Here is a 25,669-nt window from a genome sequence, read left to right on the forward strand (position 1 = left end):
CCCAAATATATACTCGTGAAGTGGGCAATTTTAGGCGGCGGTCTGACCGGGGTCACACTCGCCCGCCTCCTCAAGGAAAAAGGACATGAAGTTACGGTCCTCGAAAAGGAACCAAAGATCGGCGGTCTGTGCCGATCCGAAGTGAGAAACGGATTCACCTTCGACTGCGGAGGATCGCATATCATCTTCTCGCGTGACACAGATGTTCTTTCGTTCATGCAGAATGTTCTGGCCGAAAACCGGGAATTTCGAAACAGAAACACCAAAATATTCTATAAAGGTCAGTATGTTAAATACCCGTTCGAAAACGGACTGTCAGCGCTTCCAAAGGAAGACCTGTTCTTCTGCATCAATGAATACGTCAAGAATCTGGTAGCGGTCGAAAAAGGCGAGGTCGCGGAACCGACGAGCTTTAAAGACTGGATCTACTACACATTCGGCAAAGGGATCGCCGAATGTTATCTCGTTCCGTACAACGAGAAGATCTGGAACTACCCGACCGGAAAAATGTCGAAACACTGGATGGACGGACGCGTTCCCCGCCCGCCGGTCGAAGACATCATCAAATCGGCGATCGGGATCGAGACCGAAGGATACACCCACCAGGCGGTCTTTTCCTATCCGATTCATGGCGGTATCGAAGCACTTATCCACGCCATCGCCGAACCGGTAAAGGGTTCGATTCATACGAATTTTACCGTCACCTCGGTCGTGAACACCGGTGACGGATGGGCGGTCTCCAACGGAAAAGAGACGATTTTGGCCGACCGGGTCATCTCGACCCTGCCGCTCCAGACGCTTCTTCCGATGCTGGATGTTCCATCCAAAATTCTGGAGGCATGCGATGCACTCAAATACAACTCCATCGCCTGTATCTCAGTCGGATTCAAAGGGACACTCCCCGACATCTCCTGGATGTACGTGCCGGAAGAAAAATGGGGCGCTTTCAACCGCCTCTCCTTCCCGTCCAACTTTTCGAGCAAAGTCGCACCCGAAGGCTGCTCGGCGGTCCTCGCCGAGATCACCTACAACGAAGGCGACAACATCTCAAAGATGAACGATGAGGAGATCATTATGCACACGGTCGACGGTCTCGTCAGAATGGGGATCATCCCCTCGAGCGATGACGTCGTTCATACGGCGGTCGATCACTTCAAGTTCGCCTATGTGGTCTACGATCTTGATTACCTGAAAAATATCAAGATCGTTCGTGAATATCTCGAAGGGAACCTCGGCATCGATCTTGTCGGCAGATTCTCCGAGTTCGAGTACCTCAATATGGACGGATGCATCCGAAGCGTCATGAATTTTGTGGAGAAAAAGGCATGAGAGTAAATATCCGGGTCGAGAATTATTCGGTGTTCAAATATGTCGGCTGTGCGACGGTCGCAATGATGCTGTACAATGGTCTGCAGAAGACCCCGGGCGTCGAGGTCGAGCTGAACAGCAAAAAGCATGACCACGACATAACCCACTGTCATACCCTCGGACCAGGCGCGGTCTGGTCGATGCTGCGGGCAAAACATGTCAAGATCATCACGGCCCACTCGACCCCGAGCCTGAATGCGAATAATCTTGCCGGAGCCTCGCTCATCAATAAGATCTACAAGCCCATGTACGGCAGGTACGATCACATCATCACCATCACGAAAGACAACGAACGGGAGATCAAAGAGATGCTCCCTGATATGCCGACGACGAGGATCCCAAGCTGCGTGAACATGGAGAAGTTCAAGCCCGATGCAGAAAAACGCCGGATCTTTAGGGAAACCTACGGATTTTCGGATGATGACAAGGTGATCCTGCAGGTCGCCCAGCAGACCCCGAGAAAAGGCATCTATGATTTCCTTGACCTCGCGGACGCCCATCCGGAATATAAGTTCATGTGGGTCGGCGGATTTCCGTACGGACCGATCTCGGACAACAGAAAAAAAGTCGAGGCGCGAAAAGCCAAAGCCGGAGACAATGTCATTTTCCCTGGATTCGTCCCGGATATCACCGGCGTATATGCCGGAGCCGACGTATTTCTGTTCCCGTCCTACGGGGACCTGATGTCGATCTCGATAATGGAGGCGCTTTCAAGCGGCCTTCCGGTCATCTCCCGTGATCTTTCCGAATACCGGGAACTTTTCCCGGGGATCGCCGGATTCTTCACCAAAAACGAAGAGATCGCCCCTCTGCTTGCAGACGAGGCGATGCTCAGAAACGCCGCATCCCATGCACGGGCATCGGTCGAGCCGTATGATATTTATAAAGTAGCACAGATGCATGCCGATCTGTATGCGGAGTTATTAGCATGATTTCAGTCGTAGTTCCATCATTCAATGAAGAGGAAGGCATCGAACCCTTCCTGAAAAGTCTCTGTGACCAGACGCTTCCCAGAGATCAGTACGAGATCATCGTCGTCGACGGGAACTCCAAGGACAAGACCCGGGAGATCGCGGAAAAATATGCGGACAAAGTGTTCATCCAGACGAGCAAAAAGGTCGGCGGGGCCAGAAACGACGGCGTTCTCGCAAGCAAATATGATTTGATCGTGACGACCGATGCAGACTGTTTCCTGCCGAGACCCTGGCTCGAGACGATCGTAAAGGACTTCGAGAAGTATCCGGATGCATCGGTCATCTACGGCCCGATCTATCCGCTGGAGCCGGGATTCAAGCACAAATTCGAGGTGTTCCTGTACAATATCGTGGTCAGGATCGGAGGAAGAACAGGGATCTTCTACGCGACGCTTGGAGCAAACACGGCGTTTCGGAAGAACCTGTTCATCGAGGCCGGGATGTACAAGGTCTGCGATGCCGGAGACGACTGGGAACTCCCCAAACGCATGAAAAACTACGGACGGGTCGTCCTCGATATGAAGATGATCATCGGCTTTTCGATGCGGCGGTACATTAACTTCGGTCTGTTCCGCTCGGCGTTCCAGTGGTTCTACGTGGTCGCGAAAGGCGGGTTTTCGGACAAACACCAGTACATGGGCAAGGAATATACGAAAAAATAATGGTCACGCTGTATCTCCCTGACGGTCAAATCCTGACGACCCATGCCGGAACGCTTGAGGAGATCCTTCTCCGCCTGGATATGAATCCATACGAGATCCTCGTCACAAGAGAAGGCGAGCTTTTGCTTGCCGATGATCCCGTGGATGAGGACGATGTCCTGCGGGCGACCTCGATCGTGCACGGGGGATAAATGCCGGCAGGGTGCGATCACTGCGAAAAAAAGGCGGTATACGTCGATCCGGTCACGAAGCAGAGGTTCTGCGGTGAACATTTTTCCGCATGGTTCGAAGCGGGCGTTGCGTCCACGATCGAAAAATATCATATGATCGAACCCGGCGACCGGATCGCTGTTGGTCTTTCCGGCGGGAAGGACTCGACGGTTCTTTTGACGGTCCTTGCAAAGTTGGATCTGGAAGCCGAACTCATCCCGATCACGGTGGATGAAGGGATCGGCGGCTACCGGGATGATACGATCCTCGCAGCGACCAGGCTCTGTGATACACTCGGCCTCGCCGACAAACTGGTCTCTTTTACGGATATCTGCGGGAAGACGCTGGACGAACTGCTGGCAAACGATCCCCGGCAGGCGTGTTCGGTCTGCGGGACTTTGCGGCGGCGGGCCCTGAATCAGGCGGCCCGCGAGGTCGGGGCAACCAAGATCGCGACGGGGCACTGTCTGGACGACGAGGCACAGTCGGTTCTGATGAATTATCTGCGGGGCGATCTGACAAGAGTGACGGGGTCGTTTCAGACGAACGCGGATACGCTGTTTCTGCCGAGGATAAAACCGCTCTGCCGCTCGACCGAGCGGGAGACGGTCGCCTACGGGCTCGTAAATCATCTGCTTACCGATCTGCCTGAGTGTCCGTACACGAAGTACGCTCTGCGTGCCGGGGTCCGGAGTGGGCTTGGGAAGCTCGAGTACAAAACGCCCGGGACGATGATGAATATCGTGACCGGCCAGGAGAAGCTTCTCGCAAAACTCGGACCCCGGGGCGGGGAGATCACGATGATGGGCCGCTGCGAACTCTGCGGGGAGCCGACGAGTCACCGGCTGTGTGCGGCGTGTGCTCTGCTCGAGCGGCGAGCGTGAATCAGACCGCCTCTTTTTGGCGGCTCTCCCTCTTCAGAATTTTTTATCATAGGTTTTGTGCTGCTGCCAGCCGGGATTCATCGTGCGGCGGCCGGGAGCATACTCCCATGAATATTTTATTGCGCCGCTGACGAACTTTTTTGCCTCACAGACAGCCTCCCTGACCGGAAAACCAAGAGCGATGTGGGCGGCGATCGCCGAAGCGTAGCAGCAGCCCGATCCGTGGACATCCGTGAACGGCGCGACCTCGCCTTCGATCAGCATCATCCCGTTTTTGTCGACAAAGACGTCGGTCCCAAGCCTGAAATATGCGTGGCCGCCTTTGATCACGGCAGCCTTCGCCCCGTGATCGATGAACCAGTATGCCGCCTCCTCCATCGACTCGGCGTCCGCGATCGTGATCCCGGACAAAGCCGCAGCTTCAGGCAGATTCGGCGTTATCACCGTCGTCCGCGGGAGAAGTTCGGCAGTGAGCTTCTCCTGGCCTGCCAGGTCAAGAAGCCGGTACTCTTTTGTTGCGAGAAGCACCGGGTCGACGACGATGTTTCGGCCATCGGGAATGCTCTCAGCGACGATTTTCACCGTCTCCGCATTTTTCAGCATGCCTGTTTTGTAGCAGCCGATCGGGAAGTCCTCTTCGAGGGCGTCGATCTGTTTTCTGATGAACTCCGCGGGGATGCTTGCCGTATCGAGAACGTGCGTGGCGTTCTGTGCGGTCAGGGCTGCGATCACCGTCATCCCCCATACCCCGCAGGCGGCCATGGTTTTCAGGTCGACCTGGATGCCTGCCCCGGCGGACGGGTCGGATCCTGCGATAGTTGCCGCGAAGGCTTTGGTGTTTTCCAGGGAACTCATATCAGATATAGTGGAACGCACGCTTTGAAAATACTTCTTCGAAGGTTTAACCTCATGTCTTTATAGTCTGTCCCTTCACATCTATCTTGTATGGACGTGGAAGGCTTCGTTCGGCGAAGCATGCTGAAGGATATTTCTGAAGATGAAATCGAAAAACTGCTTCAGGAACGCATTCTGGATATAAAGGATATCGATGACGGGTTTGCACGGGACTTCGCGAGGGCCGTCATCGAAGAAGTGAAGGTGACGAGCGGGCTGAAGGGCGATCTGTTCGAGTATGAACATGCCGGCGTTTCGATGGGCGAGTTCGGCGTGGGGTCCCGCGGTTCGGGCGACTTTTACGCTCACCGAAAGATCGCTCATGTGATCGGGCAGACCTCGGCACAGGTCGGTGTCGATCAGATGGATGACGGCGGGGTCGTCGAGGCGAACGGCCAGTATATCATTACAACAGTGGACGGGATGCACTCGCGTCTGTCGGATTTCCCGTTCCTTGCGGGATTCCATGCGACACGGGCGACACTTCGCGATGTGTATGTGATGGGCGCCCGACCCGTAGGTCTGATCTCGGATGTGCATATCGCAGACGACGGGGACGTGGCGAAGCTTTTCGACTACACGGCAGGGATCACGACGGTCTCGGACGCTTTGGGCGTGCCGCTTGTCGCCGGATCGACACTTCGTATCGGCGGGGACATGGTTCTCGGCGACCGGATGACGGGCTGCGTGGGCGTGGTCGGTGTCGCAAATCACGTGACGGCCCGCAGATCCTCGGTCCCGGGGGATGTTCTCTTGATGACGAGAGGAGCAGGCGGCGGGACGATCGCGACGGCCGCTCTGTATTCGGGGAATGCTGACGTGGTGGAGGAGACGATCAATCTGCATTTCCTGAAAGCCTGCGCTGCGCTGATCGAGTCGGAGGTGTTCCCGCATATCCACGCGATGACGGATATCACGAACGGCGGCCTTCGGGGCGATGTGTTCGAGATCGCGGAAACGGCGAAAGCGACGGTGGTTGTCGAAGATGCGCCGCTTCGCGGTCTTATCGCGCCGAAGGTGCTTGCTCTGCTGGATAAGCTCGGGATCGATTATCTGGGCGTGAGTCTGGATGCGCTTCTCGTGATCGCGCCGCCTGAGTATGCGGATGAGATCATCCGGGTCGTCGGAACGGCGGGCGTTTTGATGGAGCGGATCGGATTCGTGCGTGAGGGTCCGGGTGTTTCCCGTCTGATCAAGGACGGCGTGGAAGGAGAGTTCCTGCCGAAGTTCCGTGAGGCTCCGTATACACCGGTGAAGAAGGTCGTCGACCGGCCGGGCAGGGACTTTGACGAGATGAAGAAGGGGATCGACCGGGCGGCGGACGCGGCACGGGCGAAGAAGGAACGGGTTCTGAAGAGATTGGTTTGAGCAATCTTCCTCTCTCTTTTGTGGAAAAGAGGGACAGCCGATATTTTTTTGAATTTGTGAGCGGTCCGCTGTGGGGAGATCTTGATCCCTCCACCTGATTTTTTGCATCGCCTAACCCCCTCCTCACTTAAAGAGAACACTGTTTTTACAAAAAGCCCGGGCGGTGAAGAGGTTGGTGAGGCTGGATTTGCCGGTGATTTCAACATTCTTCGGGTTATTTTGAGTTATCCGTTCTGTCTCATTGCTGTAATAATTCCGGGGACATCATCAATCATCAATCATCCGTCATCCGTCATACTTCATACTTCATATATGATTTCGGGAAGAGGAAGACCTGGAGATTTTTTTCCTTTTGTTTTTCGACACCTTGAAATAACTATATATACTTTTAGAAAGAAAGAAATAACACAAGAGTGTGTCGGCAGCAAATCTCTCCAAGGAGAGTGCGGCTCGATTTTTTCCAGGCAGTTCTTTTTTCGGGAATCATGAGTGAAGTATGATTGATGAAGTATGATTGATGAAGTATGAGTTCATCCTCTGGAAGTCCGGTCAGCTCAATACGTTGAATAGTCCAAAGGTCTTAGAGAGTCATGTCTGTTCTTATCAATCCTTCTAACGCGGGTTTTTTCTGCAAAAAACAGACGAAGCGCTAGTCCCCTGTGGAATCACCCCGATCTCCGGGATGGATAAAGCATCGGGAAAAATCACCGACCTCCATCTCAGGACATAGCTATTTGATGATTGAGAATGAATGATTCAGAAAGGAAGCATTGCCGCCTCCTCTCAAATAAAAAGGGAAAAAATGGACAACTGGAAAGCGCTGCTCAAAGCTGATCCCTCGGATTGGCTGCTGGAAAAAGAAAACCCTTCAGTACGGTATTTTGCGTTAAAGCAGATACTTGACCGGCCCGAAGATGACCCTGCCGTCCTGGAGGCAAAAAATCAGATCATGGAATACGGCATCGTGCCTGAGATCCTTCAAAAACAGCAGGACCCTGCCTGCCTCCAAACCTATCACCGGTTTTACACCTACAAATACAAAGGGCTCATCTGGTCGCTGATCACCCTCGCGGAGCTGGGCGCCGCCCCGGTGCCGCAGATCAGGGAGCAGTGCGAATATCTCCTGACAAACTCACAGGAAATACAGGACGGCGGTTTTTCGCAGAACACTGCTGTAAAAACCGGAGGGGGGCGGATCGCCGAGGTCATACCCTGTCTCACGGGAAATATGGTGTGGGCCCTCATACAGTTCGGATATCTCGATGATCCAAGACTGCAGAAAGGGATCGGCTGGCTCACCCGATACATGCGTTTCAACGACGGGACAGAAGACGATCCACAGGTCCCGCCGTATGACCGCCTGGAAATGTGCTGGGGCAGGCATACCTGCCATATGGGCGTCGTTAAAGCGCTCAAAGCGTTAAGCGCCATACCGGAGGAAAAGAGAACGCCGGCGGTGCAAGATACGATTCACAAGGCCGCAGAGTTCATGCTCACCCACCATATCTACAAACGCAGCCATGATCTTAACCGGACGGCAAAACCCGGCTGGCTCAGATTCGGTTTTCCTCTGATGTATCAGACCGATGTGCTTGAAATACTCGATATTTTGAGCGGACTTGGTGTTCGGGACGCCCGCATGGACGATGCTTTGGAGCTCGTTGTTTCCAGGCAGGATGATACGGGCAGATGGAGGGTCGGGAATACGTATGCCAGTGACAGACTTCTCGTACCATTCGGACAAAAGGGTGACCAAAGCAAATGGCTTACACTGAGAGCGATGAGGATACTAAAGCGGCTGGCGGATTGAGAGCACACTCTATTTTCCCCTCACTCACTCTTCCGGCTCGACCCTTTCGATATTCTGAAGAATACTCTGCGCCACAAACACCGAGACATTGTTCACAAGACCAAGACAAATCTTCTGGCCCTGATGTTCGAGGATCGCGATCGTTCCCTGGCGATCATAATAAAACTGCGCAAGTACAGGCAGCCTCTGTTTTCTCGAGGAAAGCGGCATTTCCATCGTCGTCATAGGAGTGCCGCGTTTGACCATATAACATTTTATCGGGGAGAACTTTGCCATTTCCTTATCTTTGACGACAACATACACCGGGATCCGCTTTGCGGCTTCTTTGATATCATCGGCATATCTTTCCAGGATCCGTGCATCGAAACAGAGGATAAGAACTTCCTTGCAGGAACGTTTCAGTTCCATCCGGATCTGCGTATCTATCGCAAGATCGGTCTGGAATTCATGAACGCCGACTATTTTCGATTCCAGAGGATAGCAGACATCCTGAAGTTCGTTGAGACAGTTGGTCATGCGTTCCAGATTATTGAGGGTTTCTTTCACCAGACGAAGCGAGACCTTTTCCACCGGTTCGGCGGTATAATAGACCGGCTTCTCCCACGAACGGGTAATGAAGCCTTTCTGCTCGAGGATATTTAAGACATCATACACCCGGCCGCGGGGAACGCCGCTGAACTCATGGATCTCAAAAGCGGTAAGAATACCCCGGCTGAAGATGGTCACATAGATCTTGGCTTCATACTCCCGCATCCCGCTGGAGATCAATTGCTGCTGGATCGACAGAAGAGGGTCTTCAGGCATTCCCGTATCCGTCATTACTGCCATCCCTTTCATACTATCTCATAAACACGTTGTTTCAAGATAAAGTTTCTGTAATCGATCAGACACCTGGTTTTGCCGACTGGGCATTAATCTTGCACATGAGCTGTTTTTGGCATTTCAGACAGAATTCTGGAGAATTCCTCAGAGAGTATCTGCCCGGAAAAACATCGCTCGTTCCGGTTTGAGAGTGACATTTTCTTTATCATTCCCAAGGAGTAAGTATCAGCTTGATAAAAAATGATAAACTTATGTGATTTAACTGGAAAAGTCGCGGTCGTTGCCGGAGCCTCAAGCGGCCTTGGCGCCGATGCAGCTCGTGCATATGCCGAAGCAGGGGCAAAAGTTGCCATGCTTGCACGGAGAACAGACAAACTCGAAGCAGTCGCAAAAGAGATTACCGCAAAAGGCGGAGAGGTTTTCACCTATGCATGTGATGTAACGGATGAACAAAGCGTCAAAGAGGCAGTTGACGCGATCGTCAAACATTACGGAACCATCCATATTCTGTTAAACAATGCCGGAATTGCCCAGCGTGGAACAGTCGAGACCCTGACCGTAGATGAGTGGGACAAATCCATGAATACCAATGTCAAAGGCATCTACCTCATGAGCAAGTATGTCATCCCCCACATGAAAGCCCAGAACTACGGAAAGATCGTCAACACGGCCTCGATCAATGCAGTACTCGGCGACAAAGGTGCAATGTTCGTCCGCCATGTCTACAACACGTCGAAAGCCGCTGTACTTGGTCTGACCATGGGTATGGCAACTTCATACGGACAGAACAACATCACCGTGAACGCCGTAGGTCCCGGCCTGTTCGAATCGGAAATGACGGAAGGCACGTTGTTCAAATCCGATGAGTTCATGACCAAATACAGCATGATGTGCCCGATGAACCGCCCGGCAAAACGCGGAGAACTGAACGGAACGATCCTCTACTTCTCCAGCGATATGTCGAGTTACGTCACCGGTCAGTTTGTGGTCGTATCCGGCGGTACAGAGCTCGTATAAAACTCAAAAAATATTTTTTCTTTTTTTTCGGAACGCAGTCACGCGTGATGCGTTTCATGATACAGCGCTGAAACAGCGTTCAGCGTTTTGAATCCCTTATCCGTAATAACGTAATCTCCCCGCCCATGACGCTGAAGGATCATGCCTGATTCGGTAAGTTTTTTGATATGAAACAGCAGATTGCCGCCGCGTAATCCGGTCATGCTCGACAGATCCGAAAAGGTCCGTGTTTGTGCCGCAAGTGACTTGAGGATCTGAAAACGCAGGACGTTTGCTACCGGTTCGAGCAGATCCTTTACTGCCGTTTCTTCCGGGATATCCGTAATGATGTCGTCAGTGCTGCCGTTTTCTGCATAAATGCCGAGAGACTGCATAAGATCGACCTGCTTTTCAAAAAGACGATAGACCTGCGAAAAACAGGTATCACACCGGTCAAATGGTCCCGCTTCCTGCATTCCTTTCAACTGTTCCCGGTATGATTGGATGATCTCCTCGGAGACCTGACCGTCTTTGATATGCTTTGACGTGTTCTGCAGAAAATCCAGAAACACGCCGTAACATTTGTCCCGCATCCCGCAGTCTGCAACCATATTCGCCGAAAGTTCCGATTTCGCTGTGTCCAGCTGATCATTGACGAAAAGCCCGGCATAATTCTGCTTAAGATCCGTAAGAGCAGTTTGAACATGCTGCTGATTTGCATGTTCGATAAAGCGTTTCAGATCCATACGGAGACCTGTGACCTCTGACTTTAGTTCACGGATCTCCGTTAATGATGAACTTAGTGTTGTTCCCATGATGCTTCTTTTCCTATTAACTTCATTAGTAATGCACACTCATTAACCCGCAGGGTCATTATTCTGTATCAGCACACCTTGTATATTTTAATGACGCTCTTGTATATAAATATAACACGACTATAAGTATCTGGTGAAAAAGATGCCAACATGGAAATACACAGGCAAAACAGTGACACAGGCAAAGGCAGAAGAGTCCCTCAAATCGATCAAAGGAGCATGCTTCGGGTGCGAGACCCACAGCGCCGACTGTCCGATCGCAAAGGCCGCAGGAGAGATCGCCGGCATGCCAGGATTTGAAGCCCTTTCCGTAAAGGAGCAGATCCACGCACAGATCAGCGGGGCACTTGCGGGCGCAAACTTCCCGATCAAAACACCCGGTGATCTCATTGCCGCGTTCCCGAACGGCGCAGACACGACCTGTCAGGTCGGCGATCTGAAGATGACCGCGGGCGAAGCAGGCACGCTTCTCACGGCAGCGGATTTCCCGTTCAAGAGCGCGAAGTCGGTCGCCGATGTGATCGTTGAGCGGGCCGGACTTTAAGCACGGAAATTCCTTCGTAAAGGATCTCAGCAGGGTGAAAAACCCGAACATTTTTTTCTTTTTTCTCAGGTCGTTCGAAGTGAAAATTCTGATAGGATATCGACAAGAATTCGTGAGTCTCGTGCGTTTTAGAATTACTCTCCATTATGCAATTCCTTTTCTGATTTCGGGGCGCAGGTTGGACGCGAAGCGGCCGACCTCAGTTGAGAAAATCTATGATTAGCGTGGGTGCGGGAGGGCGACTTCGGCGCGGAGCCCGACGCGGTGGAAATATCCTCTGTTCATAACTCACCCTAGCGGAATATTCAGGAACATTTGAGCACTAAATCAGTTTTTAGAAAAGGGAGGGGAAAGACCCCTCCAAAAATTAATTTGATTAGTTGCGGGAGTTTTTATCTGCAGAACTCTGGGTACGTTCTTTAAAACCTGTATTTTTTCCGGTTTTGTCAGATTTTGACTGAATTCTGGATGCTGCCTCTTTAGACATTGGTGTTTTTGTCATATGATTCTCACCTCCTTTTAGTTGGTGAAAAGAGAATTAGTTGGGGATTCATATAATGACATTATGGAATGATTACAAATATTTGTAACATAAATATTACCACTCATAAACAGCACCACGTTCCTTGTAGTTTTTCAGATTAAGCATTTCTTCAATATTATTATTAGTTACAGCCTCAAGCGAAATATGAATAACTCCACGAGGTGTATTGATTTCCACCAACCCGTCTGCATCAACCATAAAATAGGAGTCAGCCATACATTCTGCTGATTCAAAAACTGGAGAGAAGATTTTCTCAGTTCCATTCCCAAGCTTAATTAATCTGTGACGGTCACAATATTCGTCAAATTCTTTTGATGAAATGGAAAATTCTGAACTGATTTTGTCATTTTGACCAACGATTGTCAAGAATTGAAATACTTTCCAACGTGATGGCGAGAGTTCAGCAATTACGTCCCGCATATCTTCATCCTTTGTTTGTTTGGTGACGACAGTGTTTATTTTGAGTTTTATTCCTGCTTCGTGAATGAATTGAATAATCTCTTTTATGTGGGCGAGATGATGCCCATTTCCTCTTCCCATTTCTGCCGCAGTTATGTCAGATACTGAGTCAATAGAAATTCCAATCCATGAAACATAGGGTTGCATTTTTTGAATGGTATTTTTGTTGAGGAAAGAACCGTTAGTAGTAACGCATACAACAAAATCCTTTTCATAGGCAAGTCGGATGAGATCATAGAAGAGTGAGTGCATCATTGGTTCCCCGCCAACGAGATTGAGTTTTTCAATTCCTAAATTTTTGAGATGAGTGAGTATATTATCTACACTTTTTAGAGACATGAGGTCACTCGTGCAGTTCTGCCTTGAACAAAATTTGCAGGAGTAGTTGCATTTTGAAGTGAAGTGCCAGTTTGCCGATTTGATGTTTGTCTGTACCATAGATTATAATGGAACAGGCATTCATATCAGATATACATGAAATGATTACAAAAAAAGTAAACCTATTTGAGGTTATTCAATCACCAAATGATACCCGTTTGCTGAAAGATGTTTTAGTTTCTCTACTTCTTCCCAGTTTTTTACCAAGATGGATCTGCTCTCCTGTCCATTCTTTTTACTAATATATACCGGAATTCCAAGTTTTTTATCTGTTTCATCGATTTTTGCATTTCGGGATAATTTTGGAAACTCAAAAACAATCGGATAGATATGTGTTTTTACATATTCTAGTTTATCTTGCTTTTTAAAGGCATCCTGGGAAACGAAGGAATAATCGAGATACTTGTCGCATGAAGAGTATTTTACCACGATTCTAGACTCGATTTTTTCATCGCTGATGTTAATACTCTGTAACTCCTGTTTTCCCTCAACGAATACTTTGAATGTACCTTTACTGAGATTTGCTGACGAGATGCGAGAGAAAAATACCTGTGATCTTTCTACAGATAGCTTTTCAAGAATATTGTTCAGCGTTCCAATATCCGTTTTATCTAAGAGAATTGCCGACTCAAATCCAGAATCAAGACCTAATTTTGACATATTTGCGGTCATAATTAGACCGGTGATATCATCCACAATCAAACATTTAGCATGGAATCTAGGATAACCATAAATTATTGCTCCGGCTTTGGCAACTTTAAGTAGTGCCCCTGTATTGAAGAAATTGACACGTGTGTAAATTGTTACTTTTACCCCTTGTTTTTGTTTTGCAAGAAGTTTATTTACCAGCTCGTAATCTTTTTCAAAAGTCCACGCAGAAATAGTAATCGTCTTTTTTGCAGAGTCAATCATTTTTGACAAGGTATCTCTAAGGGTAGTTGTATCTTTGCGGGTTACGGGCAAAGTCACGGATCCTAAATCTTCTAGGACAGATTGCGGCACAGAATTTTCAGTGGTACTCAATTTACCTTTTTCTAAAAGTTCATGCTCTGATTCGGTCCAGAACCCATGCAGAAAATGGGCATAGAAAGATTGAATTTCGTTTTGTTTAAGGCCAACTGCGAACTCAATATTGCCCCCACTCATGGCATCAACAGTGGCATTACACGTCATCATGATTCCAGTGGCTGAATCAGATACAGGATCACAAAGAAGATATTTTGCATGAAAATGTGATGCAGTCCTAATCAATATGTGATTTATAAATGAATTCAAAAGTTTTCGGTGTTTTTCAAGAATTTCTTTTTGTCTCTCACTAATTTCTTCATCATTATCACATGATTTCAGCTCTCTTGGTGCTGTAAGAATTACAACATATACTCCCCGATTCCTTGCTTTTAAAAGAGCAGAAGTTACATCTCCAGCTTCAAGGAGAAAAGAACTAAGGCAAATGAGATATTTTGCACGTTCTATCATGGAAACAATGGAGGAAATAAATACCCCATCTGATCCTGGAACTGAAAAACTGCGATTTCCCATACTTAATGTCAAAGTATTTTTATACGGTAGCACTACATCACGTTCAAAAACCCAACAATTTTCTATCTGTTCTTCTTTGCTGGGAATACGTACTTCATATGATATTGGAGTAATTTGTCCTTTAAAATCGATATTCATTATAACTTACCTCTGGTAAAACGCAATACTTTTGGAGCAGTGACAAACCAGAATAACTCGGGTTTTTCTAAAAGTATTTTGTGATACATATCATCATACTCATCAAAAAACACCGATCTTTTTTCGGAGAATAAAGCGACAAACTGCTCATAGTCTGGAAGGAGGAGGGAGGCCCTCATTTCACCAATAAAATGATCTTTGATTTTCTTACTGAGTTCATTATAGAGCGGCTTATCAATATAAGTATTAATTTCTTCAACAAGAATAGTGAAAGCCCATAATACAGCATCATCGATGGTTTTTGGAGCAATATTTATATTTTTTAGGAGGAGCGGATCAAAATACCCGTATTTTGTTAGATGTGGTTCTGAAATAGTAACATCTTTTTGAAACCGTTTCATCTCTGATTTTGTCAGTTTATTATACTCATAAAGTAAAACAGGATATCCATATGTCTTGTCAATATCAGATTCAGGAAACTCTATTAATAGCTCTTCCAATACATCCGAATATGAAAGACTATCATCTATCCTAAATGGAATTAAAGATGAACTGTTTTTGCTGTCTTTATTATTCTGAAGATCAAGTGCAATTTCAACTCCACTATTTTGAGTGATTTTCACCTGGATTTTCATGGATTTTTCAAAAGCATTCTGCTGTTGTTCAATTAATTCGGGCTGTATCTCATAAATCCAGATAAACTCATTTGATCTCCTGGGGAGGGGGCATTCAATGCATTGTTTAATGTTTGCATACTGCTTACCCCAATCTAATGTATTTAATTTAATAGTATCAGCATTTTTTTTCTTATTCTTGTTCATTTTGCGAGTTTGTAACTCCTCTTTTGCGGTGTCATTTGAGCGGATACAATCAATAATTCCATTTGGTACAAGTGGGTCAGGTGTAGTCGAAAGAAGGTAAGCACCTTCTTCTGGGATTGTCATAACACCCGAATTAATTTCGGACTCTCCGAGGGGGGTCAGTACATATCGTGTATTTTCATCAATAACATCTAAATCAAACTCATACTCGGGAGTGATATGCTGCCCCTCTGCCAAGTAACTAATCATTCGTTTTCCTCGGATATTATCTGCCGGACAGAAAAACAGTCTTTCATTGATTACTTTTGCAGAGAGGATCCCATTGAATTCTGAAGCTAGTTTTAGAAATGGGAGATAAATATTCCGCTCTTTTTTCTCTTGCAAACCGATTTTCATCTCTGCTTCATAGGTGATAAGTGTTAATTCCCGTTTTAGTATAATTTCCAACATATTTTACTTACCTTCAATAATCCTTATCTCCATCTTTTGTTTCGGCAACCAGATCATTAAGAATTTGTGGTGCACATTTATGGCCAAAGTTCTGTTTATTTCCAACTAAATACAACATATATCTTGCTCTGGTAAGGGAAACATTTAAACGGTTTTTATTATCAATAAATCCAACATCTGGTTTTTTACCTTTCATGATTCTCACAAAAGATAAATACACAATATCTGCTTCATGTCCTTGATACCTATCTACAGTACTAATGACGATTGTCACGTCTTTTGAGAGATATTGATATGAACTACCTTCAAGAGAATACTTTTTTGCAATTGATTTCAAAGATTTTGCAAGTTCTTTTACCTGTCCGTTATAATAAGACAATAGAGCAATTGACCAATGTTTCCCATAATTATTCACACTGATTTTTTCAAGTAACGTTGACAAATGATCAATAATTAACTTGATTTCATCATTATTAATCCGATTCGACTCATTTGTTTTAGTTCCAGAAACGTGCATCCAGATCACTCTGGGTCCTCTTTGGAAAGGGAATACACGTTCATTAGAAATACCATTTGCATCTTCCAAGGCTGTGTTTTCATAAATATATTTTCGTGGAAATGCAGAGATATCTGGGTGCATCCGATGCTGAAAGGTAAGAAGCTCATGTCGTTTCTGATAAAATGGAGATTTGTCCTTTTCATCATATCCCAGACCTGCATACAATGCAACATCCGAATATTTTTGTGTAAATCTGGATTGATAACCAGTTTGTAAAAACTCTAGAATTGAAGGATAGGAAATTGAAATTATCTTGTCCAAATTATCTGCAATCCGTTTGTTCATGTCTATTTCCGACTTATTTTCACGGATTTCTGCATCAATACATTTTGGCAGAAGTAGATCAAGATCTCGGGATAATTTATCGAATCGTTCCCCCCCTATGCCTTTTAATTCATATTGACGGTTCAATCTCCAAGTAACTGCATCTTCCCATGGCTCAGATTTATTTTCCCGCAAACATTTGTACGCCTTTTGTTTTCTTTGGTGTACTATATATGTTGCAGCAGAAATTATTTTTTCAGTTTTTTTATCGATATCAAGTGCAGGAGGGAGAATATCTGCTATATCTTTTAGTGTGTCACTCGTTGTCAAAAGCAGATTGCATACAGCAAGCTCACACTGTTTTTCTACACTTAATGGACGGGTAGGAATTGAAGCAAAACAAATTTCAGGATCGTCATATTTCTTATTCTTGCACAATATGTTAAGCTCTTCAATTTGGAGTTTTATTTTTTGTTCAAACTCTTTATATTTTTGTTCGTCGTCACAAATCAGGATTTTCCCGGAATGAAAGGTATATCTCCCAATATTTTCAGCATTTGAACGGTTTCCTCTAGAAAATACTGATGAGTCAAAAACTGCTTTGCAGAGTTCGCGGATTTCATCATCTTTAATCAATCCACAAACATTAATTTTTATTGGCATTTCATCTGTATATGGAGCAAGTTGACGTGTATCCCCTGAAAGAATGAATTTTCTCCCGTACAATGCTGGGACTATAAATTCCGAAAAAGTAGTTTTTGATGCCTCATCTACAATTACCACATCAAAGAGAGGTGCTGAACCCTGAATTTCCTGAATCATTGGGGCACGCAAAATGCCAATCATTGTTCCACAAACAAAATTAGCGCAATCAATTAAGAGTTTGGATATGCCTTTGTTTGACACATCATTTCTTATTAAATCATAGAGTTCTTTCTGTGAATCGCTTGGATTACGAATTTTACTTAAAGAGTGTAAAATTCTTTTTTGTTCAGTTTCCACAACCTGACTTTCACAATATTTTCGCATGGAATCAAGAACACTTGCCTCCTCTCCGATACGGAGTGGTATGATGCCATATTTATCATTATATGATGTTCTCGTGTCAGGAACAAATTCATCCAATTTTTCAAGAATATTGTCTACGGCAATGTGAGTGGATGCAACCATCAAAACTCGGTGACCTAGTTTTATTTCCTGAATAATTAGTTCACAGAGTGCTGTGGTTTTTCCAGATCCCGGCGGTCCCTCAAGAATCGCAAAATCATTTGTACCGAGAGCTTTTTTCACAAAACGTCTCTGTTGAAGAGTACCCGACCGATTTGCATCTGTGAGTACTTCATATGTAATCGCACGTTCAGAAGGAGGAAAAACATCATCCCAGCTAGCATAATCTTTTTTCTGCAATAGATTGAGTAAAGGAAGATTATGTGGTTTTGGCATCATCATTAACGTATGAAATGCTTCGACCTCTTTTTTTAGTTGGGATGTATCATATTTCGAAAACAACTGATTGCTTTTCGGTTTTTCTTTTAACCAGATGATTTTTCTGTAACGATTTGCACTTAGGACACGATAACGATGTTTAGAGGAATCATACAGCCATCTTGATGAAAAAATCAGATCTAATGCTTCCTCTTCAACCTCTTCTGAAACAGGAGCAATCTGTTCCCCCCCTATTTCATACTTTCCGGAAGAGTGAGTGAGTTTAATACCGGATAGTTCCCATGAATATCTCAAATAGGCAATAGTTTGTATACCTGATGAAGTACGTTGATAAACACATCCCTCATCAGATGGAGTAATATCAAAATACAGTTCGTTATTCTGAATTCTTCCACATATTTTTCCGGTGCATTCTTTTGTTTGAAATACCTCTCCATCATCATACTTCTCATTTCTATCTTTGACTATCCAAATTGGAGATATTTTAAAGGTGAAATGATACTGATACTTAATTCCATCCATTCTCCTCTTTGCAGAAGAGAGATAATATTCAAAGTCACTTAGACGAGAAACAACAAAGTCTCGGTAATTTTCGGGAGATCTAACTCCGAGATTATAATAATACAAATCAGAGCTCATGCTGCCTCAATTATATTCCCAGCATCATGGAGATCTTTGATATACGAAATGTAGTATATTTCTTGAGTATTTTTCACCGCATAATGACAGACTAATCCATACTTTAAAGCATTTAATGTCATTGCAGCCACCATTAGATTAGTTCCACCAGTAAGACCAGCAACAATCGTATTATTAGCATATTTCCAGTACACTTCGCTTATTTTTTCCGTCATTAATCCAAGAGAATTAGGTTCAAATGGTTTCAGGCACACAATTTCTAATATATTAACACCAGATACCTTCACTTTATTGAAAAGTGGTTGGCTGTTTTCAAGTAAATTTTCGGAGGTGAAAAAAACTACATTCTGAAATTTTAAAAATGCAATTTCAAGAAGAATATGCTCCCACGACATTCCTAATAGGAGAAAATGAATTATCTCGTTTTTTCTATTTAACGTCAAGTAATCACACCAAAATCTAGTTAATATAATATCTTTTTCAAGATATATGAAGTTGGACATTCCACTCGTTATCAAATGACTGTGAATTCCTTACTCCAGATTATCATCAAACAGCTATTGTTGCTATGTTTATATGAATCTTTATTGAAATGATTACTAATTTTGGTAACTTATAAATGGACATCAGACTAATAAATTGATTATGGTAGCGGAGTGTATCTACATTATGTGCGGTGGAGCAAATATTCATAATACTTATTATACAGTTATTGAAGAGATTCGCCCGACACACGTCTGTGTGATTGTGGAAAAGCAGATTAACGACAAAATTCCCATCACTCCCTTAATGGACGAAAAATCGAAAGCTACTGCAGAACGGACAATGATGAATCGGCAGCAGATTCGTACGGCTATTAGTACTCTCGATAAGTATACATCAACTGGGAAAAAAAGATTTTTTAAAGAATATTCGATAGTTGATCAAAGTACTGATTCAGTAAAAAAAGCAGTTCTTGATATCAAAATGGAACATCCTACAGCGGAACTCTGGTTTAATGTTACAAGTGGAACAACATTATTATCCGTATCTCTTTTCCTAGCTGCATTGTGGGTAGAGGGCAAGATCTGCATCACTCCATCAAATGATGATTTTATTAGGTTCCGTGTCCCAAAGATGCATCTAGAAGATCTCTCAAAGAAGAAAAATTATGCAGACATTCTGAATATTTTGTATGAATATGATTCACGAGCATCCACTCTAGAAGAAAGGGGAATGAATGTAACTGAGTTGTATCATAAAATTGATGGAATATACGAAGCCATGGTAATTGATGCATTGGGAAAACGCAAAAATAATCCAAGCCAAAAAACTAAATGGCTTTTGATGCAACAACTGGAGGAGTGGGGTTTAATTGAGCGGAAATTCAAAGGAAAAAAACAAAGATTTACTATTACCGAAGATGGAGAATATTCATTAAAGATGCTTCAACTCCAAAAAAGTGATGAAAATAAATAATATACATCCCATTTACAGAGACGAAATATATAATGATGTTTCCCTCATTTTTTCACATCAAAAGATCCTCGCAGTCTGGGCTCTGGATTGTGCCGAACGTGTTCTCTCCATCTTCGAAGAAAAATATCCAAACGACCCGCGTCCCCGCGAGGCTTTGGAGGCAGGACGTGCCTGGGTTCGCGGCGAAATAAAAGTCGGCGAAGCGCGAATAGCCGCATTTTCTTCACATGCAGCTGCACGAGCCGCGGCGGGCGATCCGCCGGCATCCTTCGCGGCCCGTGCTGTAGGTCACGCCGCCGCAACTTCGCACACGTCCGGTCACGCGATCCATGCCGCAGAATATGCCGTGAAGGCGGTTTTTCCGGAGCAGAGGGAGGAGGAACGCGCCTGGCAGTATCGTCATCTGCTTTCACTCACCCGGCAGCCCGACACCGCCGGCGGGGATCCCGACCCCGACATTGCTTAACAGAGAGACCCCGGCAATTCAGAAAAATCTGATTTTTCAGAAACATATAAATTATCAGAATGCCTACGTCGTGAGTGAAGAGTTCTCTATGACCCAAAAAAATACCGAAGATCCATCATCACAAAAAAATGATTCAGACTGCGGGTGCGGCTGTGAAACGGGCTGCCGGATCGAAGCAGTACTCAGCGTGGATGAACGCGGGCAGATGGTCCTGCCAAAAGACGTGCGGGAAAAAGCCGGCATCCGGACAGGAGACAAACTCGCACTCATCAGCTGGGAGAAAAACGGCAGCATCTGCTGTCTTGCTCTGATGAAAGCTGACAATTTGAGCTGCATGGTAAAGGATATTCTCGGCCCGCTCCTAAACGAACAGGACCGGTCGTGAGGGACCAATTCATGAAAATAACCGAAACATCCGGCTCCTGCTGCTCCTGCTCATCGACGTCCGGAGACCAGACCTGCGGATGCTCTTGGAATTGTTGTCAGAACACTTCGATCCAGACGACCACAAGCAGGATCATCTTCGCCGACAGGCTCGACCATCTCCTTGCCCGGCTGGGCTGGCGCCGGTCAGAGCACCGTGTCGAACCCGGCCTGTATCGGCTCGGAGATCCGGATGCAGACTCACCGGTTTTTGCATCGGCAAACTATTCTCTCAGTTTTGATGCTCTCCGTTCCCCGCTTGCAGGGATCGATGCATGGATCCTTGTTCTGGACACGAAGGGGATCAATGTCTGGTGCGCCGCCGGGAAGGGAACGTTTGGAACGGATGAACTCGTCCACCGGATAGAATCCTCAGATCTTGCTGGAATCGTCTCGCACAGGACAATCATCGTACCCCAGCTTGGAGCACCGGGGGTCTCCTGGGTGGACGTTGCGGCGAGGACGAAGTTCACTGTCGAATACGGCCCGGTCCGGGCAGACGATCTGCCGGAGTATCTGAAAACGCACACGGCGACGCCTGCCATGCGGCGTGTCGAATTCTCTTTGCGGGATCGGCTCGTCTTAACGCCTGTCGAGTTCATGCACGCGGCGCTTCCGGCTCTTGCAGCCGCCGCGGCACTTTGGTTTCTTGCCGGACCCGTCGCATCGCTTGCCGCAATATCCGCAGTCCTTGCAGGCACCGTGCTTTTTCCTCTGCTTCTGCCCGTTCTCCCGACACGGGACTTTTCGACCAAAGGGATGATCCTTGGCATGATCGTATCGCTTCCCTTCGCGTATGTTTTTGGCACATATCCGAACCTGCCGGTGTGGGCCGGCGTCCTTTCGGCCGCTGCGGTCTTCCTTCTCATCACGCCGGTTATCTCGTATCTTGCCCTGAACTTCACCGGCTGCACACCGTTTACCTCACGAACGGGGGTCAAGAAGGAGATCTTTTCGTATATCAAGGTCATGGCGGGAATGGCGGCGCTCGGCGTGATAAGCGGTATTATCCTTAGCGTATCCAGAATTCTGGGGGTGATCTGATGTTCGATTCCTACACCGAAACGAGTCTTTCCTTTGATCCGGCGCTCTGCATAAACTGCGGACGCTGCACGCAGGTCTGTCCCCATGCAGTTTTTACTGCAGGACGAACTCGTGTGATCCTCGACCGACCTTCTGCCTGCATGGAATGCGGAGCCTGCGCTCTCAACTGCCCGGTCCGGGCAATCACCGTTCAAAGCGGGGTTGGATGTGCGTGGGGGATGATCGGCGCCGCACTCCGGGGAAAGGACATGGACACCGAATCCTGCTGCGGCGAGGGAAGTTCCTGCTGCGGAAGTTCCGCACCGAAACAAAAAGCTGCGGTCTGCGACTGCGGGAAGAAGGAGCGGTAAACGGGATTTGGGGGTGCCCTCACCCGCACCTTTTGAAAATCATTATATGCAAATATGTGAATATAATAATATATGTCATCAATGTGTCTTTACGAAGCACAAGACCCGGACACGACCGATCCCGAGTACATCCGGATCACTGAGATCATCGACCGGCTCAAACCCAAAGGCATTCTGATAGAGCGGGCAACATGCGATGCCAACCCAAACATCGTCCGTCTTATGTCACGGCACGGCGAGAAAATCCTTCCGGCGGTCGTTGTCAATGACTTTGTCATGATCACCGGCAGGTATCCGACCGATGAAGAGGTCAAACAGATCCTGCATGTCTCCGACCACCTCATCGAACGAAAAACCCACTGCTGCTCCTGCTGTATTCCCGGATATGAATGCGATGAGTGATCCGGAAACGATCTTCAAGGCATGCGGCGATGCGACCAGACTGCGGATCCTTGCACTCCTGCAGGGTAATGAATTATGCGTCTGCGAGATCGAAGCGGCGCTCTCCCTCTCCCAGCCGAACGCTTCGCGCAGCCTCGCGATCCTGAAAAACGCCGGCATCATCCAGAGCAGAAAACAGGCACAATGGGCATACTACAAAATCAGCGATGAATTTTTCGCCCAGTATCCTGAGTTGTGCACTGCCCTGGAAAAGATCTGCGCCGACCTGCCGACGACAAAAACCGACAAAGACACCTTGAAAAGACTTAGAGAAACCCGACCCTGTGAAAAGATGTGAGTATCATGACCGAAGAAAAAAAGACCTCAATATTTGGAAAGCTGAAGAAAGCCATCACCGCAGAAAACTGCTCGTGCTGCTGCAATGTGAAAATCGTGCCGGAAAAATCCTGCTGCGATGATGAAGCCGGATCGAAAGATCAATGCGGAGAAAACTGCTGTTGTTCCGGAAAATCTGAATGAATTTTGCAGAAACGCTCCTCGCGGCCGGTCAGTATTTCCTGATCATAGCTCTGGAACTTACGGCGCTTTTCATCGTCGTCTGTCTGATCGTCGGGGCACTCAACGTCTATGTCCCTAAAGAGAAGATGCAGAAAGTCCTCGGGCATTTCGGCTCGGTCAGAGGAAGCGTGATCGGCGCCGCGTTTGGAGCGATCACCCCGTTCTGCTCCTGCTCGACGATCCCGGTAACGCTCGGATTTCTGAAATCCGGCGTGGCCTTTTCGAGCGCCATGTCTTTTTTGTTCGCGTCCCCCCTTCTCAACCCGGTGATAATCGCGATGATGCTCGTCATCTTCGGCCCGCAGATCACCGTTGTATATGCTGTTCTCATGTTCACGGCGGCAGTCGTCATCGGCCTCACTCTTGAGCGGCTCGGGTTCAAAAAATATGTTAAACCGGTCGCAGTCGAAGGAATGACCGAAGAGACCGGGACGAAACTCCAGAGGATCGTACGGTTTGCCTGGACGACGTTTCGGCAGATGATCCCCTACCTCCTGCTTGGAGCCGCGATCGGGGCATTCATCTACGGATTTCTGCCGGCCGACTGGATCTTGGCAGTCGCGGGTCCACAGAATCTGTTCGCGATCCCCATCGCCGCGATCATCGGGATCCCGCTCTACATCAGAGCGGAGACCATCCTCCCGATCAGCGCCGCTCTCTTGAGTAAAGGAATGGGGGTGGGGACCGTGGCCGCTCTTCTGATCGGCGGGGCGGGCATGAGTATTCCCGAGATCACGATGCTTTCCGCGATATTCAAAAAACAGTTCGTTCTGGTGTTTGTCGCAACGATTTTTATTGCGGCTGTGGTGACCGGATTAGTCGTGCAGGTGATCGTATGAAACGGATCGCCTTTCTCTGCATCAAAAACTCCTGCCGATCACAGATCGCTGAAGCGCTCTGCCGGCATCTCGGCGGCGACAGGTTCACCTGTTATTCTGCCGGGAGCGAGCCGGGCGACAAAGTTGATCCGACCGCCGTCCGCCTCATGCAGGAGATCTACGGTATCGATCTCTCGACAAATCGGCCGAAAAAGTTCTCCGACCTTCCAAAGATCGACATCATCGTCACGATAGGCTGCGGGATCGCCTGCCCCGTCGTTCCCGGAACACAGCGGATCGAATGGCACATCGACGACCCGGTCGGAAAAGGCGAGGAGGCGTATCGCCTCGCGATCGCCGAGATCGAAGCGAACATACAATCATTGAAAGGGTGATGCTATGACAAAAAACACAACCGCAGGCCTTGGGATCTTTGCTAAATATCTTACCCTCTGGGTAATCATCTGCATGATCGCCGGCGTTCTGATCGGCAGGTTCGTGCCGTTCGTTCCGGAATTCCTGGGCACGTTCGAGTATGCAAACGTTTCCATCCCGATCGCGATACTCATCTGGGTCATGATCTACCCGATGATGCTGAAGGTGGATTTCAAGAGCGTGAAATACGTCGGAAAAAATCCCAAAGGGCTCGTCCTTACCTGGGTCGTGAACTGGCTGATCAAACCGTTCACGATGTTTGCGATCGCGGCATTCTTCTTCTATATCGTGTTCAGCGCCCTCATTCCTCCTGAACTCGCCCGGGATTATCTTATCGGCGCCGTGCTTTTAGGCGCAGCTCCGTGTACGGCGATGGTTTTTGTATGGAGTCATCTGACGAAAGGAAACGCCGCCTATACGGTCGTCCAGGTCGCGACCAATGATCTGATCATTCTTGTCGCTTTCGTTCCGATCGTCGGCTTCCTTCTTGGGATCGGCGGGATCAGCATCCCGTGGGTCACACTGTTTCTTTCGGTGGTTCTATTTGTGGTGATCCCTCTCCTGTGCGGAGTGATCACCCGGATGTATCTCATCAGGAGAAAAGGAGAGGAGTATTTTACCAAAACGTTCCTCCCGAAGTTCGACAACATCACCATCGCCGGGCTGCTGCTTACCCTCGTGATCATCTTCTCGTATCAGGGAACCGTTATTACGGAAAATCCACTGCATATTCTTCTGATCGCCGTACCGCTGATCATCCAGACGATCCTGATCTTCTGTATCGCATACGGCGCGGGATGGTTCCTGAATCTCCCTCACAGTATTGCAGCCCCGGCAGGTATGATCGGCGCTTCGAACTTCTTCGAATTAGCCGTCGCCGTTTCGATAGCGTTGTACGGAACGAACAGTCCGGTCGCTCTCGCGACGATCGTCGGGGTGCTCGTCGAAGTGCCGGTGATGCTCATGCTTGTTAAGTTTGCGAACGCGACGAAGGACAGGTTCTTGAATCGGGAGCTGGATCAGTGCTGATCATAACCCTATGTCAGAGTGCTGGTCAGGAGAACACAACCGCCCCTCTTTTTTTCTTTCCGCCGCTTCCCGGACGATCCAAACCAAAACCTATTACCCTCC

30 protein-coding genes are annotated in these 25,669 nt (G+C 47.3%); 21 read left to right on the forward strand and 9 right to left on the reverse strand.

Annotated features, from left to right (window positions below; translation table 11 throughout):
* Positions 1–15: 15 nt before the first annotated feature.
* The 5 genes from H575_RS02220 to H575_RS02240 are packed head-to-tail and all read left to right on the forward strand — an operon-like array spanning position 16 to position 4,098.
* Complete coding sequence (locus H575_RS02220; protein ID WP_042697262.1) at positions 16–1,329, forward strand: protoporphyrinogen/coproporphyrinogen oxidase; 1,314 nt, start codon at positions 16–18, stop codon at positions 1,327–1,329.
* The gene (locus H575_RS02225; protein WP_042697264.1) at positions 1,326–2,300 is read left to right on the forward strand and encodes a glycosyltransferase family 4 protein; all 975 of its coding nucleotides are present in this window, start codon (positions 1,326–1,328) and stop codon (positions 2,298–2,300) included. The genes H575_RS02220 and H575_RS02225 overlap by 4 nt, the downstream gene beginning before the upstream one ends.
* Positions 2,297–3,004 carry a glycosyltransferase gene (locus H575_RS02230; RefSeq protein ID WP_042697266.1) on the forward strand — a complete coding sequence of 236 codons (708 nt, stop codon included), beginning with the start codon at positions 2,297–2,299 and terminating at the stop codon, positions 3,002–3,004. The genes H575_RS02225 and H575_RS02230 overlap by 4 nt, the downstream gene beginning before the upstream one ends.
* Positions 3,004–3,195 (forward strand): ubiquitin family protein, encoded by a 192-nt coding sequence (locus tag H575_RS02235; RefSeq protein WP_042697268.1) that lies wholly within the window; start codon positions 3,004–3,006, stop codon positions 3,193–3,195. Before H575_RS02230 ends, H575_RS02235 begins: the two co-directional genes overlap by 1 nt.
* Positions 3,196–4,098 carry a TIGR00269 family protein gene (locus tag H575_RS02240; RefSeq protein WP_042697271.1) on the forward strand — a complete coding sequence of 301 codons (903 nt, stop codon included), beginning with the start codon at positions 3,196–3,198 and terminating at the stop codon, positions 4,096–4,098.
* A gap of 33 nt (positions 4,099–4,131) precedes the next feature.
* On the opposite strand, the gene thiD is transcribed toward H575_RS02240, so the two are convergent.
* Entirely contained in the window at positions 4,132–4,953 is an 822-nt protein-coding gene (gene thiD / locus H575_RS02245; RefSeq protein ID WP_042697274.1) for a bifunctional hydroxymethylpyrimidine kinase/phosphomethylpyrimidine kinase, read from the reverse strand.
* Positions 4,954–5,043: 90 nt separating this feature from the next.
* Between thiD and H575_RS02250 the strand changes: the two genes are divergently transcribed.
* The 3 genes from H575_RS02250 (at position 5,044) to H575_RS02255 (ending at position 8,170) form a co-directional block, all read left to right on the forward strand.
* Positions 5,044–6,360 (forward strand): AIR synthase-related protein, encoded by a 1,317-nt coding sequence (locus H575_RS02250; RefSeq protein ID WP_042697276.1) that lies wholly within the window; start codon positions 5,044–5,046, stop codon positions 6,358–6,360.
* Positions 6,361–6,441: 81 nt separating this feature from the next.
* Positions 6,442–6,849, forward strand: coding sequence for a hypothetical protein (locus tag H575_RS09235; protein ID WP_155897832.1), 408 nt, complete (start codon positions 6,442–6,444; stop codon positions 6,847–6,849).
* A gap of 313 nt (positions 6,850–7,162) precedes the next feature.
* Positions 7,163–8,170 carry a nitrogenase subunit NifH gene (locus H575_RS02255; RefSeq protein WP_042697693.1) on the forward strand — a complete coding sequence of 336 codons (1,008 nt, stop codon included), beginning with the start codon at positions 7,163–7,165 and terminating at the stop codon, positions 8,168–8,170.
* A gap of 24 nt (positions 8,171–8,194) precedes the next feature.
* On the opposite strand, the gene H575_RS02260 is transcribed toward H575_RS02255, so the two are convergent.
* The gene (locus tag H575_RS02260) at positions 8,195–9,007 is read right to left on the reverse strand and encodes a TrmB family transcriptional regulator (RefSeq protein WP_042697279.1); all 813 of its coding nucleotides are present in this window, start codon (positions 9,005–9,007) and stop codon (positions 8,195–8,197) included.
* A gap of 225 nt (positions 9,008–9,232) precedes the next feature.
* Between H575_RS02260 and H575_RS02265 the strand changes: the two genes are divergently transcribed.
* Positions 9,233–10,009 carry an SDR family NAD(P)-dependent oxidoreductase gene (locus H575_RS02265; protein WP_042697283.1) on the forward strand — a complete coding sequence of 259 codons (777 nt, stop codon included), beginning with the start codon at positions 9,233–9,235 and terminating at the stop codon, positions 10,007–10,009.
* 38 nt (positions 10,010–10,047) lie between these two features.
* Here the strand turns inward: H575_RS02265 and H575_RS02270 are convergent, their stop codons facing one another.
* Positions 10,048–10,803, reverse strand: a complete 756-nt coding sequence (locus H575_RS02270; protein ID WP_042697285.1) for a helix-turn-helix domain-containing protein — start codon at positions 10,801–10,803, stop codon at positions 10,048–10,050.
* 142 nt (positions 10,804–10,945) lie between these two features.
* On the opposite strand from H575_RS02270, the gene H575_RS09515 reads away from it, so the two are divergent.
* A complete protein-coding gene (locus H575_RS09515) occupies positions 10,946–11,347 on the forward strand; it encodes an MTH865 family protein (protein ID WP_245554483.1) in 402 nt (133 codons plus the stop codon).
* A gap of 376 nt (positions 11,348–11,723) precedes the next feature.
* Here H575_RS09515 and H575_RS09610 read toward each other — a convergent pair whose 3' ends face one another.
* From H575_RS09610 to H575_RS02300, 6 genes are all read right to left on the reverse strand, one after another.
* Positions 11,724–11,849, reverse strand: a complete 126-nt coding sequence (locus H575_RS09610; protein WP_281166564.1) for a hypothetical protein — start codon at positions 11,847–11,849, stop codon at positions 11,724–11,726.
* A 96-nt stretch (positions 11,850–11,945) separates the two neighbouring features.
* A complete protein-coding gene (locus tag H575_RS02280) occupies positions 11,946–12,788 on the reverse strand; it encodes a viperin family antiviral radical SAM protein (RefSeq protein WP_042697288.1) in 843 nt (280 codons plus the stop codon).
* 72 nt (positions 12,789–12,860) lie between these two features.
* A complete protein-coding gene (locus tag H575_RS02285) occupies positions 12,861–14,405 on the reverse strand; it encodes a phospholipase D-like domain-containing protein (protein WP_042697291.1) in 1,545 nt (514 codons plus the stop codon).
* Positions 14,405–15,676, reverse strand: coding sequence for a hypothetical protein (locus tag H575_RS02290; RefSeq protein WP_042697293.1), 1,272 nt, complete (start codon positions 15,674–15,676; stop codon positions 14,405–14,407). The genes H575_RS02285 and H575_RS02290 overlap by 1 nt, the downstream gene beginning before the upstream one ends.
* Positions 15,677–15,689: 13 nt before the next feature.
* Complete coding sequence (locus H575_RS02295; protein ID WP_081406621.1) at positions 15,690–18,584, reverse strand: AAA domain-containing protein; 2,895 nt, start codon at positions 18,582–18,584, stop codon at positions 15,690–15,692.
* The gene (locus H575_RS02300; protein WP_042697297.1) at positions 18,581–19,087 is read right to left on the reverse strand and encodes a hypothetical protein; all 507 of its coding nucleotides are present in this window, start codon (positions 19,085–19,087) and stop codon (positions 18,581–18,583) included. Before H575_RS02300 ends, H575_RS02295 begins: the two co-directional genes overlap by 4 nt.
* Before the next feature lie 142 nt (positions 19,088–19,229).
* Between H575_RS02300 and H575_RS02305 the strand changes: the two genes are divergently transcribed.
* The 11 genes from H575_RS02305 to arsB all read left to right on the forward strand — a co-directional run bounded on the left by H575_RS02305 (position 19,230) and on the right by arsB (position 25,567).
* Entirely contained in the window at positions 19,230–20,042 is an 813-nt protein-coding gene (locus H575_RS02305; RefSeq protein ID WP_042697300.1) for a hypothetical protein, read from the forward strand.
* The gene (locus H575_RS02310; protein WP_155897833.1) at positions 20,029–20,508 is read left to right on the forward strand and encodes a putative immunity protein; all 480 of its coding nucleotides are present in this window, start codon (positions 20,029–20,031) and stop codon (positions 20,506–20,508) included. The genes H575_RS02305 and H575_RS02310 overlap by 14 nt, the downstream gene beginning before the upstream one ends.
* Before the next feature lie 88 nt (positions 20,509–20,596).
* The gene (hgcC, locus tag H575_RS02315; protein WP_042697702.1) at positions 20,597–20,893 is read left to right on the forward strand and encodes an HgcAB-associated protein HgcC; all 297 of its coding nucleotides are present in this window, start codon (positions 20,597–20,599) and stop codon (positions 20,891–20,893) included.
* 11 nt (positions 20,894–20,904) lie between these two features.
* Complete coding sequence (gene hgcA / locus H575_RS02320; RefSeq protein WP_042697303.1) at positions 20,905–21,975, forward strand: mercury methylation corrinoid protein HgcA; 1,071 nt, start codon at positions 20,905–20,907, stop codon at positions 21,973–21,975.
* Positions 21,975–22,325, forward strand: coding sequence for a mercury methylation ferredoxin HgcB (gene hgcB, locus H575_RS02325; protein ID WP_042697304.1), 351 nt, complete (start codon positions 21,975–21,977; stop codon positions 22,323–22,325). Before hgcA ends, hgcB begins: the two co-directional genes overlap by 1 nt.
* A gap of 72 nt (positions 22,326–22,397) precedes the next feature.
* Positions 22,398–22,727, forward strand: coding sequence for an arsenic metallochaperone ArsD family protein (locus H575_RS02330; protein ID WP_081406622.1), 330 nt, complete (start codon positions 22,398–22,400; stop codon positions 22,725–22,727).
* Entirely contained in the window at positions 22,720–23,064 is a 345-nt protein-coding gene (locus H575_RS02335; protein WP_042697310.1) for an ArsR/SmtB family transcription factor, read from the forward strand. Before H575_RS02330 ends, H575_RS02335 begins: the two co-directional genes overlap by 8 nt.
* 5 nt (positions 23,065–23,069) lie before the next feature.
* Positions 23,070–23,246: a hypothetical protein gene (locus H575_RS09240; RefSeq protein WP_155897834.1), complete on the forward strand. Its 177-nt coding sequence runs from the start codon at positions 23,070–23,072 to the stop codon at positions 23,244–23,246.
* Positions 23,243–24,124 carry a permease gene (locus H575_RS02340; RefSeq protein WP_042697313.1) on the forward strand — a complete coding sequence of 294 codons (882 nt, stop codon included), beginning with the start codon at positions 23,243–23,245 and terminating at the stop codon, positions 24,122–24,124. The genes H575_RS09240 and H575_RS02340 overlap by 4 nt, the downstream gene beginning before the upstream one ends.
* The gene (locus H575_RS02345) at positions 24,121–24,498 is read left to right on the forward strand and encodes an arsenate-mycothiol transferase ArsC (RefSeq protein WP_042697316.1); all 378 of its coding nucleotides are present in this window, start codon (positions 24,121–24,123) and stop codon (positions 24,496–24,498) included. Before H575_RS02340 ends, H575_RS02345 begins: the two co-directional genes overlap by 4 nt.
* A 4-nt stretch (positions 24,499–24,502) precedes the next feature.
* Positions 24,503–25,567 (forward strand): ACR3 family arsenite efflux transporter, encoded by a 1,065-nt coding sequence (gene arsB / locus H575_RS02350; protein WP_042697318.1) that lies wholly within the window; start codon positions 24,503–24,505, stop codon positions 25,565–25,567.
* Positions 25,568–25,669 lie beyond the last annotated feature (102 nt).

Origin of the sequence: Methanocorpusculum bavaricum DSM 4179 (assembly GCF_000430905.1) — an archaeon.
Taxonomy (GTDB): domain Archaea; phylum Halobacteriota; class Methanomicrobia; order Methanomicrobiales; family Methanocorpusculaceae; genus Methanocorpusculum; species Methanocorpusculum parvum.

Bases quoted from the DNA above. Each gene is read 5' to 3' on its own strand.
- H575_RS02225 (WP_042697264.1), top strand. From the start codon at position 1,326: ATGAGAGTAAATATCCGGGTCGAGAATTATTCGGTGTTCAAATATGTC.
- H575_RS02230 (WP_042697266.1), top strand. From the start codon at position 2,297: ATGATTTCAGTCGTAGTTCCATCATTCAATGAAGAGGAAGGCATCGAA.
- H575_RS02235 (WP_042697268.1), top strand. From the start codon at position 3,004: ATGGTCACGCTGTATCTCCCTGACGGTCAAATCCTGACGACCCATGCC.
- H575_RS02240 (WP_042697271.1), top strand. From the start codon at position 3,196: ATGCCGGCAGGGTGCGATCACTGCGAAAAAAAGGCGGTATACGTCGAT.
- thiD (WP_042697274.1), bottom strand. From the start codon at position 4,953: ATGAGTTCCCTGGAAAACACCAAAGCCTTCGCGGCAACTATCGCAGGA.
- H575_RS02250 (WP_042697276.1), top strand. From the start codon at position 5,044: ATGGACGTGGAAGGCTTCGTTCGGCGAAGCATGCTGAAGGATATTTCT.
- H575_RS02255 (WP_042697693.1), top strand. From the start codon at position 7,163: ATGGACAACTGGAAAGCGCTGCTCAAAGCTGATCCCTCGGATTGGCTG.
- H575_RS02260 (WP_042697279.1), bottom strand. From the start codon at position 9,007: ATGAAAGGGATGGCAGTAATGACGGATACGGGAATGCCTGAAGACCCT.
- H575_RS02265 (WP_042697283.1), top strand. From the start codon at position 9,233: ATGATAAACTTATGTGATTTAACTGGAAAAGTCGCGGTCGTTGCCGGA.
- H575_RS02270 (WP_042697285.1), bottom strand. From the start codon at position 10,803: ATGGGAACAACACTAAGTTCATCATTAACGGAGATCCGTGAACTAAAG.
- H575_RS09515 (WP_245554483.1), top strand. From the start codon at position 10,946: ATGCCAACATGGAAATACACAGGCAAAACAGTGACACAGGCAAAGGCA.
- H575_RS09610 (WP_281166564.1), bottom strand. From the start codon at position 11,849: ATGACAAAAACACCAATGTCTAAAGAGGCAGCATCCAGAATTCAGTCA.
- H575_RS02280 (WP_042697288.1), bottom strand. From the start codon at position 12,788: ATGGTACAGACAAACATCAAATCGGCAAACTGGCACTTCACTTCAAAA.
- H575_RS02285 (WP_042697291.1), bottom strand. From the start codon at position 14,405: ATGAATATCGATTTTAAAGGACAAATTACTCCAATATCATATGAAGTA.
- H575_RS02290 (WP_042697293.1), bottom strand. From the start codon at position 15,676: ATGTTGGAAATTATACTAAAACGGGAATTAACACTTATCACCTATGAA.
- H575_RS02295 (WP_081406621.1), bottom strand. From the start codon at position 18,584: ATGAGCTCTGATTTGTATTATTATAATCTCGGAGTTAGATCTCCCGAA.
- H575_RS02300 (WP_042697297.1), bottom strand. From the start codon at position 19,087: ATGTCCAACTTCATATATCTTGAAAAAGATATTATATTAACTAGATTT.
- H575_RS02305 (WP_042697300.1), top strand. From the start codon at position 19,230: ATGGTAGCGGAGTGTATCTACATTATGTGCGGTGGAGCAAATATTCAT.
- H575_RS02310 (WP_155897833.1), top strand. From the start codon at position 20,029: ATGAAAATAAATAATATACATCCCATTTACAGAGACGAAATATATAAT.
- hgcC (WP_042697702.1), top strand. From the start codon at position 20,597: ATGACCCAAAAAAATACCGAAGATCCATCATCACAAAAAAATGATTCA.
- hgcA (WP_042697303.1), top strand. From the start codon at position 20,905: ATGAAAATAACCGAAACATCCGGCTCCTGCTGCTCCTGCTCATCGACG.
- hgcB (WP_042697304.1), top strand. From the start codon at position 21,975: ATGTTCGATTCCTACACCGAAACGAGTCTTTCCTTTGATCCGGCGCTC.
- H575_RS02330 (WP_081406622.1), top strand. From the start codon at position 22,398: ATGTCATCAATGTGTCTTTACGAAGCACAAGACCCGGACACGACCGAT.
- H575_RS02335 (WP_042697310.1), top strand. From the start codon at position 22,720: ATGAGTGATCCGGAAACGATCTTCAAGGCATGCGGCGATGCGACCAGA.
- H575_RS09240 (WP_155897834.1), top strand. From the start codon at position 23,070: ATGACCGAAGAAAAAAAGACCTCAATATTTGGAAAGCTGAAGAAAGCC.
- H575_RS02340 (WP_042697313.1), top strand. From the start codon at position 23,243: ATGAATTTTGCAGAAACGCTCCTCGCGGCCGGTCAGTATTTCCTGATC.
- H575_RS02345 (WP_042697316.1), top strand. From the start codon at position 24,121: ATGAAACGGATCGCCTTTCTCTGCATCAAAAACTCCTGCCGATCACAG.
- arsB (WP_042697318.1), top strand. From the start codon at position 24,503: ATGACAAAAAACACAACCGCAGGCCTTGGGATCTTTGCTAAATATCTT.